This window comes from Aeromonas sp. S16(2024) (assembly GCF_041403065.1).
GTDB lineage: Bacteria > Pseudomonadota > Gammaproteobacteria > Enterobacterales > Aeromonadaceae > Aeromonas.
The window spans coordinates 70,127-84,198 of the sequence record NZ_JBGLQX010000002.1 but is presented as its reverse complement, the minus strand read 5'-3'; the positions used below and the strand labels follow the sequence as shown (position 1 = coordinate 84,198).

The window sequence follows — 14,072 nt, the reverse complement described above, 5'->3', positions numbered from 1 at the left end:
TTCCTCTTGGTCACTACAGGCTCATCAGTCATGACATATTTTCTGCAATAGGCGAACAACACCGCGATTAGCCCCATCAACAATCTGCTCACCGGGAAACGGCAGCCGGGATGACAACCCGGGGTCGGGATCGATGTAATAGACAGATGCGCCTGGGTTGATGTTTTGCAGCAAAGAGAATGCAGGTTCAACCAGTAAACTGGTGCCGATAATTATCACAATATCGGCCTCGCAGAGCCAGCGACGAGCGTGTTGATACTCATAAACCGTCTCACCAAACAGCACGATATCAGGGCGCAATTGTGAGCGGGTACATGGGCAGCACTCGCCCATCTTTACATCCTTGTACCACGGCTGCCGGTATTTTAGATTACGAAAGCCCTTGGGTACCAAAAACCGGATTGAACCATGCAGATGAATAACAACATGGCTACCGGCCCTCTCATGTAAGTCATCAATATTCTGGGTGATGATCCCGACACGATATTTCGGCTGTAGCTGGGCGATCAGATCGTGGGCTTGCGAGGGGGAGGCTTCCAGCATGGTTTGACGCCGCTGGTTGTGAAAGGCCAGGAAACCAGCCAGATCCGTGTCCAGGCTGCTCGCTTGGGAATAGCGCCAGTTTTCATCGTGATGCCAAATACCCTCCTTGCCTCTGAACGTGGGCACTCCGCTTTCCGCTGACAAGCCAGCCCCGGTGAAGAAGATGATATTGGGGCGATAACCTTGACCTGTAGTAAGGGCTTGCGCTCGTTTTTTTCGATGACGGCGCTGATGTCTTCGTGCTCGGGAAGAAATTGGTTGCATAAGATTACCTTTGGTCAGCATCGGCTGAAATTGACAAATTAGTTGGCGCCATCCCACTCGCGTAAGGACGATTTAGAAGCCTTGCGGCAATGCCTGTTTGGGCAACAAAGGGGAGGTGTGATGGGATGTGGGCAGTTTGCTACTGTATCCGCCTGAAAACACGACATGTGCAAAACCCCAGTATCGAACCGGCACAGTCCGCTCGGTATAGTCAGTCGAGCTCACATCCAGAGGAGACAAGAGATGAGCGTCCGTTTCATCTCTTGGTCAATTGCCCGGTTGCCCTGGCTAGCCGTTTTCTTGCTCGGTGCGTTCCCCCAACTTGGAATCGCGGGCGATTGCACCTACCGCAAGGACAGCCTCGGCCACACCCGCTATCAATGCCAGGATGGCCGCCATGGTTCGCTGCGCACCGACAGCCTTGGCACCGTCAGGGATTCAGGCACCGGCGTCACTTGGCGCAAAGACTCGTTGGGCAATGTCAGAGGCAGCGATGGCACCACCTATCGGCAAGATAGCTTGGGCAATGTGCGCGCCAGCAACGGCAAGAGTGGCCTGAACGTCACCTGGCGCAAAGACAGCCTCGGCAACCTGCGTGCCTCCGATGGCACCCTGTGCCGCAGCGACTCATTAGGCACGCTGCGTTGCGATGGTGGCAGCACGCCCCCCGCCGTTTTTAAATCCGAGTGAGGGTTTTATAGGCAACTGCACCATCAGACGAAGGTTCTGAGGCGCAAGCCATAGTCTGCCCAATCTCAACTGGATACACTAACCCGCATTAACACGCTGTTTTAGCGCCACCTTTACCGTTTCAAAGACCGGATTCACCATGGCTATCAAGAAGAACGAACTCTACTCCTCCCTCTGGGCTGGCTGCGATGAGCTGCGCGGCGGGATGGATGCCTCCCAGTACAAGGACTATGTGCTGACCCTGCTGTTTGTGAAATACGTCTCCGACAAGGCCAAGGGCAACCCGTACGCCATGATCGAGGTACCAGCCGGGGCGAGCTTTGACGACATGGTGGCGCTCAAGGGCAGCAAGGAGATAGGCGAGGGGATCAACACCATCATCAGTGCGCTGGCGACCGCCAACGATCTGCAAGGGGTGATCACCATTGCCGATTTCAACGACGAGGACAAACTCGGTAAGGGCAAGGAGATGATCGACCGTCTCTCCAAGCTGGTGGCCATCTTCGAGGGGCTGGATCTGTCGGCCAACCGTACCGAAGGGGATGATCTGCTGGGTGATGCCTACGAATACCTGATGCGCCACTTTGCCACCGAGTCGGGCAAGTCCAAGGGGCAGTTCTACACCCCGGCCGAGGTGTCGCGTATTCTGGCCAAGGTGATCGGCATCAGCCGTCAGACCCCGCAAGATGCCACCGTCTACGACCCCACCTGTGGTTCTGGCTCCTTGCTGCTCAAGGCGAGCGATGAGGCAGGCCCCAAGGGGCTGACTATTTATGGGCAGGAGATGGACAACGCCACCAGTGCATTGGCGCGGATGAACATGATCCTGCACGATAACCCCACCGCCAAGATCTGGAAGGGCAACACCCTGGCCGCGCCCCAATGGAAGGAGGGCAACAACCAGCTCAAAACCTTTGACTTCGCCGTAGCCAACCCGCCCTTCTCCAACAAGAACTGGACCAGCGGTCTCGATGCCGAACATGACGAGTTCGGCCGCTTTGTCTGGGGCGTGCCGCCCGAAAAAAATGGCGATTACGCCTTCTTGCTGCACATCATCAAGAGCCTGAAGAGCACCGGCAAGGGTGCCGTGATCCTGCCCCACGGCGTGCTGTTTCGCGGCAATGCCGAGGCGCGTATTCGCGAGAACCTGCTGAAACAAGGCTATATCAAGGGGATCATCGGTCTGCCCGCCAACCTCTTCTACGGCACCGGTATTCCCGCCTGCATCATCGTCATCGACAAAGAGAGCGCCCACACCCGCGCCTTCAATGTACTGGCCGGCAATGAGCAAGGGCTGTTTATGATCGATGCCAGCAAAGGCTTTATCAAAGATGGCAACAAGAACCGGCTGCGCGAGCAGGACATCCACAAGATTGTCGATACCTTCACCCGTGGCCTGACCCTGGAGGGTTACAGCCGTTGGTTACCGCTTAGCGAGATCGCCCGCAACGACTACAACCTCAATATCCCGCGCTATATCGATGGCAGCGAAGGGGAAGATCTGCACGATCTGGCCGGTCACCTGCAAGGGGGCATCCCAGAGCGCGATATCGCGGCGCTTGGTGCCTACTGGCGGGTATTCCCGACCCTCAAGGCGACCCTGTTTGCCCCGCTGCGTCCCGGTTACAGTGAGGCGCGGGTCGCCGCCGCCAAGGTCAAGGGCACCATACTGGCCTGTGAGGAGTTTGCCCGCTTCAAACAGGCGGCCCTGGCGCCGTTCGCCCAGTGGTTTAGCGAGTGCCAGTTCGGCGAGTTTGCCAAGGGTGATTCGCCCAAGGCGTTGATCGACGAGGTGAGTGATGCGCTGCTTGAGCACTACCGCGCGAGCGCCGAGGCGACCGGTGAGCTGCTCGACCCCTACGCCATCTATCAGCTGCTGATGGACTACTGGCAGAGTGAGCTGCAAGACGATCTCTATGTGCTCTCTCAGGATGGCTGGCCAGCGGGTCGGGTAATGCGCGAGCTGATCGCCGACAAGGGAGAAAAGATCAAAGAGAGCCCGGATCTGGTAATTGGCAAGGCCAAGTACAAGGCGGAGCTGCTCCCACCCGCCTTGCTGGTGGCCCGCTTCTTTGCCAATGAACAAAACGAGCTCAATACCCTGCAAGCCGCGCTGGATGAGGCCAGCCAGGCACTGGAGAGCTTTATCGAGGAACAGAGCGGGGAAGAGGGTGGGCTGGTCGATGCCATGAACGACAAGGAGAAGGTGACCGCTGCCAGCGTCAAGGCCCGTATCAAGGTCGCCACCGACAAGGAGGAGTTGGCTGTGCTCAAGCAGGTGCAGCAGCTGTTCGACGCCGAGACCCGCGCCAAGAAGGCCCACAAGGAGGCCAGCGACGCTCTCGATAAAGCGGTGTTTGCCCGCTACCCCAAGCTGCAGGATGGCGAGATCAAAACCCTGCTGGTGGAAGACAAGTGGCAGGCGAGCCTGCGCGGTGCGCTGGAAGCCGAGATTGAGCGGGTTACCCAGCAACTGGCTAATCGGGTCAAGGAGCTGGAAGAGCGCTATAGCAGCTCCCTGCCACAACTCACCAAAAACGTGAGTGAGCTGGAGGCCAAAGTGGCGGCCCATCTAAAGGCTATGGGGCTGGAGTGGGCATAATGGAAGCGCAGATGATGCAAGACAGAGCGAACGAGAAGGTGGCCAAGCAGACTGTTCCAGCGGGATATAAGCAGACCGAAGTGGGGGTTATTCCGGATGATTGGGTCGTATCTACGATGTCTTCTTTAACTTCTTTAATGACTAATGGTTTTGTTGGAACAGCCAAGACGCATTATACAGAAGCCCATGATGGTGTGACTTATATCCAAGGGTATAATGTTGAAGAAAACAAATTTAACTTTCATGGGATAAAAAAAGTTTCAGCAGAGTTTCATAGAAAGAATGCCAAGTCATGCCTCAGAGCCGGTGACCTGCTTATGGTACAGACAGGTGATGTAGGTCTTGTCACTGTTGTCCCTCCAGAATTAGAGGGGGCTAACTGTCACGCTTTGATTATAAATAGATTTAGAGCTGAGTGTAATTCAGCCTACTTTTCTTTTTTATTTAACTCACAGCAAGGACGATTGAGGTTAAAGGAGTTAGAAACAGGGACAACGATGAAACACATCAACGTTGGCGATTTGCTCAACTTTGTTGTCGCATATCCTCCTGATAAAGTTGAGCAAACAGCAATTGCCAACGTGCTGTCAGATACCGATGCGCTGATCGATGCGCTGGAGCAGTTGATCGCCAAGAAGCAGGCCATCAAGACCGCCACCATGCAGCAACTGCTGACCGGCCGCACCCGCCTTCCCGCCTTCGCCCTGCGCCCCGATGGCACCCCAAAAGGTTATAAAACCAGCGAACTGGGACAAATCCCGGAGGATTGGACAATTGAAACGCTTGGTGGTGTTGCAGAAATAGTTAGGAATGGTTCTAACTATAGTTCGGTCGCCAAAGATGGTGTTGCCGTAACTAGGATAGAAACTATAGCTACAGGTTTTGTTGATGTTGGGCGAACAGGTGTTGCTGTTAGAGAAAGTATCCATGAGTCATACCGAGTGCTTCGAGGTGACATTCTTTACAGCCATATTAATAGCATCGATCACATTGGTAAGGTAGCGCGATTTGATGATGATATAGAGTTGTTTCATGGTATCAATCTTATTTTAATCAGAACTTCTGCTGTTAATTCACTGTGGTTGTTTAAATTGTTATCAGGTGAAGAGGCAAGAAAATGGGCAAGGCAAGTGGCAAAGCAAGCGGTCAGTCAAGCCAGTATTAATACAAAAGAGCTCAAAGGTTTATTATTGGCAGTACCAAGTACCCAAGAACAAACCGCCATCGCCACCATTCTCTCCGATATGGATAGCGAGCTTAACGCGCTGGAGCAGAAGCTGGCCAAGGCCCGTGATGTGAAGCAGGGGATGATGCAGCAGTTGTTGACCGGCCGTATCCGCCTGCCGCTGGAGGTGGGGGCATGACACACGCACAGCCTGTTGACGTTACTGTTCAGGGATTTAATGAGCTGTGCCGTGAGGGCGCAGCATTACAACTCGATCACTATCAGCGACCCTATGTGTGGGACTCAATCAAGGTAAATCAACTGCTGAGCGATTTACACGAGTTCAGACGCTCTAGCAAGGAGCAGGCCTATTACCTCGGCACAGTGTTGCTGCATCGTAATGATGAGAAGCAGGTCAGATTTGTGATCGATGGCCAGCAGCGGCTCAGTACGCTGGCGGTGCTGTATTACACCTTGTGTGGTTCGCTACCTGAGGGGTTAGCGTTTCATTATCGATCCCCCATTTCGGCGCGCAACCTGCACGAGGCGCGCCAACTGATGGTGGAGCGAAGCAATATTGAGCTGGACCCCTCTATCTTTGAGCAGTTGCGTTTCACCGTGATCACGGTAGAGCGTGAAGATCTTGCGTTTACCTTTTTTGATACCCAGAACCATCGTGGTGTACCACTGAACGCCACCGACTTGCTCAAGGCTTATCATTTGCGAGCCGTTAACGGCCCGCATGCCGAATCGCTACAGCAGGTCTGTGCCCAGCGTTGGGAGTCGGTGCAAGTGGCGGGCCCTTATCGCCAAACTGGCAAGCGGCAGGATTATGCCCCCGAACTGTTTGAGCAATTCTTGTGGCGTGCCCGTAACTGGCGGGGCAACAAGTATATCGAGCGCGAAGATCATGATCGTTTGCTGGAGACTTTTCAGCAGCAAAGTATCGCGGGGGTTGAGAGCGACGAGGTGCCGCTCTATCCGGGGTACCACAATCAGTTTGCCAGCGCTCTCAAATTGCAGGGCAGCAACGATTATCGATTGGCTCTGACCCCTGTTCAGGTGGGGGGAAGTGCAGCCAGTTTGCCGTTCACCTTGCGTCAGCCCATTCACAAGGGCGTGGGTTTCTTCCTCTATGCACAAAAATATGCGGCGTTACTCGATGCGCTGTTGTATCAGGAGAGCGCCAGCCTAGAGTTGACGGCATTTCGTGAGTTTTACCGCCGGGTTGTATGCGTCAATGCCTATTACTTGCAAGAGCTCTTCAAGCTGGCCTTGTTGATGTATGTCGATCGCTTTGGCTATCAACGGTTATTGGCATTTGCCGTGGGGCTGGAACTGGTTCTGGGCGGGCTGCGGCTGGAAAAGCAATACATCTTCAAGGAGTCGCCGCTCAAGTACCTGCGAGATGCCCCCTATAACCTGCTCGATGAGATATGCGGTGCCTATCGCCCGCAAGAGGTGATGGCATTTTTAAGATCTGAAATTGAACGTTCAGAGGGATACAAAAAGGTCAGCAACGTTACCTCCCAGAAGGGTGTACAGGGCTGTTATCTGGCCGCATTGCTGGGCTATTTCCAGCTTGACGCTGCCCCTGAGGGTAAAAATTGGGTGCTTTCCTGTTGGCTGAAGATGGAAAAATAAGATGCAACATGAATCAAAATTGACCACGTTGGCCGACATCATTGCAGATAAGCGCCTCTTCAATATCCCTATCTATCAACGCCTTTACGTGTGGGGCAGTGATCAGATCAAAGTTCTGCTCGATGATCTGGTTGCGGCCTGCGAGGCAGACAAGGACGTGTTTTACCTGGGGGGGACACTGGTCATTGAACAGGGGAGGACTGCATGTGGGCATCCTTTGCTGGATCTTATCGATGGCCAGCAACGTTTTACGACCTTGTGGCTGCTGAGTGTGGTGATGGAGCGTCTGCTCCCCCCCTCAAGGGACGAGCAAACCGCTCATAACCCTTTGACCGATTTTCGCTGTGCCTGGTTTGGGGATAGTCGTGAACCACGTATCCGGTTTGCTATTCGTCCCGGTGTTAGCCGCTTTTTCACGGCGTTGCTTGATGGCCGCGCTGTGCCTGATGAGCCACAAGCGTCGGCGTTGAGCTATGCGATGCAGGTGATGGAGGGGTATTTCTCAGACAAGACTGATGAACGCAGCCGTGTTGATCTTGTCAAACTAGGCCGTTTTATTCGTGAGCGGGTACAACTGGTTCTGACCCGGGTTCCCGCTAACACGGATCTCAACAAGTTGTTTGAGGTTATCAATAATCGCGGTGTGCAATTGCAGCATCATGAAATTCTGAAGGCTCGCTTGCTGGCATTGTTGCCAGAGAGAAGTGAACGGGAAGTTTATGGTCAGATGTGGGATGCATGCTCGTTTATGGGGGCCTATGTCGAGAAGAATCTGCGTACCGTCAAGGGGCTAAAACTTATACCTCTTTATGATGCGGATGAAGCAAAACGCGATCAGGAGCGGCTCGCAGATCCCCGGGCTGTACGTGATGCCTTGTTGGCGCTTGATGATCAGCAGGACATCAAGCCTCATTCACTGGAAGAGATCCTAAATGGTGCGGCACTCCTGACGGAGCCATCCAGTGGGGACGCAAAAAATGAGGAGGTGTATGAGGCGGATGACGTGCGCAGCGTTATTGGCTTCCCCATGTTGTTGCAGCATGTGTTACGCCTCTTTTTGTTACGGTCACAGCGTGACGACATCGGCAAGATCCTGGACAAAGAGTTGTTACAGATTTTCCAGAGCCACTGGCTGGAAGGGCTGTCCCAGTGTGACAAGCAGAAGCAGGCTAATGAGGTGCGTTATTTTATCGAGCTGTTGTGGCGCTGCCGCTATCTGTTCGATAAACACGTCATCAAGTGGATCAGCGATGAAAATAATGAAGAAAATCATGGCATTCGCCGGCTCAGGGTTAATGAAAGCCGAGGCTACCGGAGCTTGATCCGAGATAGCCGTGATGCCGAAAGCAACTTTGCCATGCTGCAAAGTATGCTCTATCACTCGCAGCAATTGACCACTCATTACTGGTTAACCCCGCTGCTGAATTATCTGTTGGATCATGGTGGTGAAAACGCTCATTGCTATCTCCAGTATCTGGATAACCACCTGTTGTGCAGTGAAAGTGAACAGCCTCTTATCGTGCGAACCCGTGAGTTTGTACTCAATCCATGGAGTCGGGCTTATCCACTTCGTGATATGCAGGCGGTGCTGACGGCCAATGAGGGAACTGACTTTTCTCATTACTGGTTCTACAAGCTGGAATACATTTTGTGGGATCGCTACCGCACCCAGAAAGGAAGTGCGTGGCAGGCGTTTCGGATAACTGCTAGAAACTCGGTGGAGCATGTCTCGCCACAGCAGCCTGAGTCCTTTGACACCAATCAAGTAGCCCCTGAATTACGCGACTGTTTTGGCAATTTGGGTCTGGTGTCACGCAGCATCAACTCGGAATACGGCAACAAGCCCTATGCCGAAAAACGAGCGCGCTTTCGTGAGCGAAATGCCGCAAGGGTTGATTCTCTAAAGTTGGCGCTGATTTATGAACACGAACAGTGGAATGGTGAGCTGGCGCAGGCTCATCAGCAAAAAATGATTGAAGAGTATCAGCAGTATTTTGCGGCTGTTGAACGTTATCCAGGCACCATAGGGTCCTCTGCTGAAGAGTGATGTTAAATATCACTATCAGTCGTTTTGCTCCGGGTTTTTATCAACGACGGTGTTGAGTAACCCTGGAAACCTGATGAGCCCGGTTGGACTGCTTGGTTTGATTAGAAGGAATGACAACAGTGACAACTGTCGGCCAACGTGAACGAGCTACCCAGCAGCGAGTCGTCCGTTTTTTTTGCGAGACACTGGGCTATCGCTATCTGGGTAACTGGCATACCCGCCCCAACAATCGCAATGTCGAGCCCGCCTTGCTGACCAGTTGGTTGGCTGGGCGTGGGGTGGATGGCGCTCTTATTCCCCGAGTCCTGCGCCAGCTGGAGCGGGCGGCCAGCCTGGGGGAGGGGCGTCAGCTCTATGATGCCAATAAAGAGGTCTACCGCCTGCTGCGCTATGGCGTTAAGGAGAAGAGCGGGGCGGGTGAGCAGCATCAGACCGTCTGGCTGGTGGACTGGGCCAATCCTGAGGCTAACGACTTCGCCATCGCCGAGGAGGTGACGGTCGCGGGGGAGAATACCAAGCGGCCGGATCTGGTGCTCTACGTTAACGGTATTGCGCTAGGGGTGATCGAGCTCAAGCGATCCACCGTCTCTATCGGTGAAGGGATCCGGCAAAACCTCGACAACCAGCAACAGGATTTCATTCGCAATTTTTTCACCACTCAACAGTTGCTCATGGCAGGCAACGACAGCCAGGGCCTGCGGTACGGCACCATCGAAACCCCTGAGAAATATTATCTGGAGTGGAAAGAGGCCGGCGCTTCGCAGGATGGAAAGCCGTTGGATCGCCACCTGGTCCAGCTTTGCGAGAAGGGGCGCTTTCTTGAGTTAATTCACAACTTTATTGTCTTCGATAGTGGGGTTAAGAAGACCTGCCGCCATAACCAGTATTTCGGGATCACGGCGGCCAAGCGCTTTATCGCACGTCATGAGGGCGGGATCATCTGGCATACCCAGGGCAGTGGTAAAAGCCTGACCATGGTGTGGCTGGCCAAGTGGATCCGAGAGAATGTCGCTGACAGTCGGGTCTTGATCATCACTGACCGTACCGAACTCGATGAGCAGATAGAGAAGGTATTTGCTGGGGTTGAAGAGGAGATCCTGCGTACCAAGAGTGGGGCCGATCTGGTACGCCGTCTTAATGAGGCACACCCTTGGCTGCTTTGCTCTTTGGTACACAAATTTGGCCGACACACGGAAGAAGATGAGACGGCTGAGCGAGATGACGAGGAATTTATCGCCGAGCTCAAAGCCAGCCTGCCGGCTGATTTTGCGGCCAAGGGCAAACTCTTTGTGTTTGTGGATGAGTGTCACCGTACCCAGTCGGGCAAGTTGCATGGTGCCATGAAGAGCATATTGCCCGAGGCACTTTTTATTGGCTTCACCGGCACTCCTCTGATGAAGAAGGATAAGAAGAAGTCGGTGGAGGTGTTTGGCCCCTTCATTCACTCCTACAAATTTGACGAGGCTGTGAGCGATGGGGTGGTGCTGGACTTGCGTTATGAGGCCCGCGACATTGACCAACGGGTCAAGTCCCAGGCCAAGGTGGATGAATGGTTCGAGGTGAAGACCAAGGCGCTCTCCCGACTTGGTCGCCAGCAGTTAAAAGAGAAGTGGGCCTCGATGCAGAAGCTGCTCTCGAGCCGCTCACGACTCGAGCAGATCGTGGCCGATATCCTGCTCGATTTTGACCGTAAACAGCGCCTGGCGGATGGCCGTGGCAATGCCATGCTGGTGTGCTCCAGTGTCTATCAGGCTTGCAAAAGCTATGAGCTGTTCAGTCAGGCAGGATTTGCTGACAAGTGTGCCATCATCACCAGCTATCAGCCTAACGCCAGTAACATCAAAGGACAGACAACCGGTGCGGGGTTGACCGAAAAGCTGGCGAAATACCATATCTATCGCAAGATGCTGGCGAACTTTTTCGGCCAGAGCGAGGATGAGGCCGGCAAGCGGGTGGAGGAGTTTGAGAAAACAGTCAAACAGCGCTTTATCAAGGAGCCTGGTCGGATGCGGCTGCTGATTGTCGTGGACAAGCTGTTGACCGGTTTCGATGCGCCGTCGGCGACCTACCTTTACATCGATAAAAAGATGGCCGATCACAACCTTTTTCAAGCTATCTGTCGGGTCAACCGGCTCGATGGTGCCGATAAGGAGTATGGCTATATCGTCGATTACAAGGACCTGTTTCGCTCCCTTGAGAAGACCGTCAAGGATTATACGGCCGAGGCGTTTGAAGGCTATGACAAGGAGGATGTCGCTGGGTTACTCAAAGATCGCTTGGCACAAGGACGGCAGGATCTTGACGATGCTCTGGAGGCAGTGCGAACGCTCTGCGAACCGGTCAAGGCACCCCGCGAAGAGTTGGATTATCAGCACTACTTCTGCTGTGCTCCGGGGGCAAACGAAGATGAGCTGTTCGACAAGGAGGCGCTGCGTTTAACCCTCTATCAATATGTTGCCAAGCTTATCCGTGCGTTCACCGCGCTGGCGGGGGAGATGGAAGAGGCCGGTTATAGCGCGAGCCAGGCTGCTGTGATCCGTCGTGAGGTGGAGCACTACAGCAAGGTGCGCGACATGATCAAAGTAGCCAGTAGTGATCACGTCGATATGAAGCAGTTCGAGCCGGCGATGCGCCAGATGCTGGATCTCTATATTGATGCTGACCCCAGTGAAACCCTGATGGACTTTGAAGAGCTGGGATTGCTGGAGCTGATCATCGAGCGGGGAGCTGAAGGGCTTGAGGGGGCGCCTGAGGGACTGCGTAAAGACCCCGAGGCTATGGCTGAGGCGATTGAAAACAACGTGCGACGGGCCATCGTCGACGAGAATCCGGTTAACCCCAAGTACTACGAAAAGATGTCGGTGCTGCTCGATGAGCTGATTGAGCTGCGTCGCTCTCAGGCTATCTCTTACCAGGAGTATCTGGAAAAGGTGCGCGAGCTGGCCATGAAGGTGAAACGTCCAGCCAGCGGGGGGGCACAGACCTACCCTGCGAGTGTTGATACCTCAGCCAAGCGCGCGCTATATGACAATTTGGGCTGCGATGAAGTGCTGGTGACCAGGATCGATACTGCCGTCAGATATACCAAAAAAGCGGACTGGCTCGGTGATCGCTTCAAAGAGCGGGAGGTTGCCTTTGCTATTGCCGAAGAGATCAAAGAGTACGATGTGACAGTCGCAGATGTGATGACGTTGGTAAAAGCTCAGCCGGAGTACCACTGATGGCGTTGGTTACCTTTGGTGAGCTGACGTTCGAGTTGCAGCGCAAGGGCATCAAAAACCTGCACATCAATGTATTGCCCCCTGATGGACGGGTGCGTGTATCCGCGCCTGCTTCTTTGTCAGATACCGCCATTCGGGTTGCAGTGGTGCGAAGACTGGCCTGGATCCGACAGCAGCAGGCCGCATTTGCCGCACAACCGCGCCAGAGCGAGCGCAAGATGTGTAGCGGAGAGACCCATTATCTTTGGGGACGAGGCTACCGGCTGGATGTGATCCAGACCGATGGTGACCATAGCGTCAAGTTACAGGGCGGCTGGATCCGTATGCGGGTGCCTGTACACTATGACGCAGACCGCCGCGAGGTGTTGCTCCTTGAGTGGTACCGCCAGTTGCTACGCCAGCGCTTGCCAGATCTTATCGCCAAGTGGCAGGAGGCGTTAAAGGTGTCACCTTCCTTTGTGGGTATCAAACGCATGAAGACCATGTGGGGTAGCTGCAAAACAGATACTGCTCGTATCTGGATTAACCTCGAATTAGTCAAGAAGCCTCCTGAATGTCTGGAATTTATTGTTGTTCACGAGATGGTGCATCTGTTAGAGCGCAAACATAACCAGCGATTTATCTCCCTGATGGATTTGCACTTGCCAAATTGGAGAGAGCACCGAGAGAAGCTGAATAAGATGCCACTGGCGTTTAACCGGTGGGGCTATTAAATGTTTCTTTATGACCCGGAACAGTATATTGAATGGCTTGGTTATCCTTCTGCTGGGGATTTTTGGTGTTCGGTTTTTGGTTCACCGTTACTTAATGAAGGTAAGTTACATGCCCCATGTGCAAAAACACTTAGAAAGTATTTAGCATCAAATTCGCCGATAAAGACAACTCCTCAGGCTGAGAAGTTTTTTCATAGGTTGAAAAAACACCTTGTTTCTCTCGGTATCAATGCTGAATATTTTGAAGAGTCTTCAGAACCCGTTCTAAGAGTCCAGTTGTCTATTCGCGTTAAATGGCCTGCTTTATTCAAAGGGATGGAGATTAGTCGTTTTTATCCGCAGGCATATACACAAGCCAGTTCTCTTCTTGGTAAACTGCAGGAGTTACTAGATAGTTTAGATGGTCTTGATAACAAAGAACGATCGCAGCAAATAATTGAGAATGATTGGGTTATTTCAAGTTTGACTGAGCTGGGTGTTGAATCGATTATCAATCGTTATGACGCAAGCATAGCTATTGAAGATAATCCGACCATGGCTAAGGTATTGCACTATTTAAACATATATATGTTTATTAAAACCTTCGCAGCCTTTGATGCTGATTTTAACAGCACCATGCCAATGGAACACAAACAGCCTATATTTCATAAACTGATGCCGAGTTACCCACTTTATAAATGGGAGCCTCATAGGTCTGGATTGTTTGAACCTCTTCTTGCACGTTTTCCATCCAAGTTAATAGGCTATAGGGCATTCTCCAAGTACGCGGGTTGCAATGAAGAGTCTATCGCCACCAGTTTACGTCAGTTCTATGCAAGAAAAAGAAATCTAAAATTTAAAACGGTTAGAGAGTGGTTACGTGGAGCACTTGAAGAGTTAGCCAAGACAGAAGATTTTGATGTCGAGGAAGTTATTCACTATTGTGAGCCGGTGTGGTGGGTGGCGGATATATTATCTGGATGGATTCATGTAACGGGTGATCAAGAACTGGATCATGAAGTAGTCACATGTTTTAGCCATTACAATCGCTTTTATAATGAAGCTATAGGTAGCAGGGAGCCATAGGCTCCCTGAAAAAGTCATTCATCATCTTCATCATCAGGGCGCTCATCGTAGCCCCGACTCTGCCAGTAGGCATCGTGCTCGGGGTTTAATTGACGCGAGCGGTTATCGTCATCATCCT

At 52.8% G+C, this 14,072-nt stretch carries 9 protein-coding genes; 8 read left to right on the top strand and 1 reads right to left on the bottom strand.

The annotated features are described in order from the left end of the window. Positions 1 to 24: 24 nt before the first annotated feature. Positions 25 to 807, bottom strand: a complete 783-nt coding sequence (locus ACB030_RS02195) for an NAD-dependent deacetylase (RefSeq protein WP_371157667.1) — start codon at positions 805 to 807, stop codon at positions 25 to 27. Positions 808 to 1,050: 243 nt separating this feature from the next. Here ACB030_RS02195 and ACB030_RS02190 point away from each other — a divergent pair, with 243 nt between their 5' ends. The 8 genes from ACB030_RS02190 to ACB030_RS02155 all read left to right on the top strand — a co-directional run bounded on the left by ACB030_RS02190 (position 1,051) and on the right by ACB030_RS02155 (position 13,954). Further along, on the top strand, positions 1,051 to 1,497 hold the full coding sequence (locus ACB030_RS02190) for a hypothetical protein (protein WP_246866550.1): 447 nt from the start codon (positions 1,051 to 1,053) through the stop codon (positions 1,495 to 1,497). 139 nt (positions 1,498 to 1,636) lie between these two features. Continuing rightward, the gene (locus ACB030_RS02185; RefSeq protein ID WP_371157665.1) at positions 1,637 to 4,099 is read left to right on the top strand and encodes an N-6 DNA methylase; all 2,463 of its coding nucleotides are present in this window, start codon (positions 1,637 to 1,639) and stop codon (positions 4,097 to 4,099) included. Then, positions 4,099 to 5,463 carry a restriction endonuclease subunit S gene (locus ACB030_RS02180; RefSeq protein ID WP_371157663.1) on the top strand — a complete coding sequence of 455 codons (1,365 nt, stop codon included), beginning with the start codon at positions 4,099 to 4,101 and terminating at the stop codon, positions 5,461 to 5,463. Before ACB030_RS02185 ends, ACB030_RS02180 begins: the two co-directional genes overlap by 1 nt. Continuing rightward, the gene (locus tag ACB030_RS02175; RefSeq protein ID WP_371157661.1) at positions 5,460 to 6,908 is read left to right on the top strand and encodes a DUF262 domain-containing protein; all 1,449 of its coding nucleotides are present in this window, start codon (positions 5,460 to 5,462) and stop codon (positions 6,906 to 6,908) included. Before ACB030_RS02180 ends, ACB030_RS02175 begins: the two co-directional genes overlap by 4 nt. 1 nt (position 6,909) lies before the next feature. Continuing rightward, complete coding sequence (locus tag ACB030_RS02170; RefSeq protein WP_371157659.1) at positions 6,910 to 8,955, top strand: DUF262 domain-containing protein; 2,046 nt, start codon at positions 6,910 to 6,912, stop codon at positions 8,953 to 8,955. A gap of 119 nt (positions 8,956 to 9,074) precedes the next feature. Then, positions 9,075 to 12,176 carry a type I restriction endonuclease subunit R gene (locus tag ACB030_RS02165; protein WP_371157657.1) on the top strand — a complete coding sequence of 1,034 codons (3,102 nt, stop codon included), beginning with the start codon at positions 9,075 to 9,077 and terminating at the stop codon, positions 12,174 to 12,176. After that, positions 12,176 to 12,889 carry a M48 family metallopeptidase gene (locus ACB030_RS02160; protein ID WP_371157655.1) on the top strand — a complete coding sequence of 238 codons (714 nt, stop codon included), beginning with the start codon at positions 12,176 to 12,178 and terminating at the stop codon, positions 12,887 to 12,889. The genes ACB030_RS02165 and ACB030_RS02160 overlap by 1 nt, the downstream gene beginning before the upstream one ends. Next, positions 12,890 to 13,954, top strand: a complete 1,065-nt coding sequence (locus tag ACB030_RS02155) for a hypothetical protein (protein WP_371157653.1) — start codon at positions 12,890 to 12,892, stop codon at positions 13,952 to 13,954. The last annotated feature ends 118 nt before the right edge of the window (positions 13,955 to 14,072 follow it).

Coding starts and splice junctions, on each gene's coding strand:
- ACB030_RS02195 (WP_371157667.1), bottom strand. CDS start 807: ATGCAACCAATTTCTTCCCGAGCACGAAGACATCAGCGCCGTCATCGA.
- ACB030_RS02190 (WP_246866550.1), top strand. CDS start 1,051: ATGAGCGTCCGTTTCATCTCTTGGTCAATTGCCCGGTTGCCCTGGCTA.
- ACB030_RS02185 (WP_371157665.1), top strand. CDS start 1,637: ATGGCTATCAAGAAGAACGAACTCTACTCCTCCCTCTGGGCTGGCTGC.
- ACB030_RS02180 (WP_371157663.1), top strand. CDS start 4,099: ATGGAAGCGCAGATGATGCAAGACAGAGCGAACGAGAAGGTGGCCAAG.
- ACB030_RS02175 (WP_371157661.1), top strand. CDS start 5,460: ATGACACACGCACAGCCTGTTGACGTTACTGTTCAGGGATTTAATGAG.
- ACB030_RS02170 (WP_371157659.1), top strand. CDS start 6,910: ATGCAACATGAATCAAAATTGACCACGTTGGCCGACATCATTGCAGAT.
- ACB030_RS02160 (WP_371157655.1), top strand. CDS start 12,176: ATGGCGTTGGTTACCTTTGGTGAGCTGACGTTCGAGTTGCAGCGCAAG.
- ACB030_RS02155 (WP_371157653.1), top strand. CDS start 12,890: ATGTTTCTTTATGACCCGGAACAGTATATTGAATGGCTTGGTTATCCT.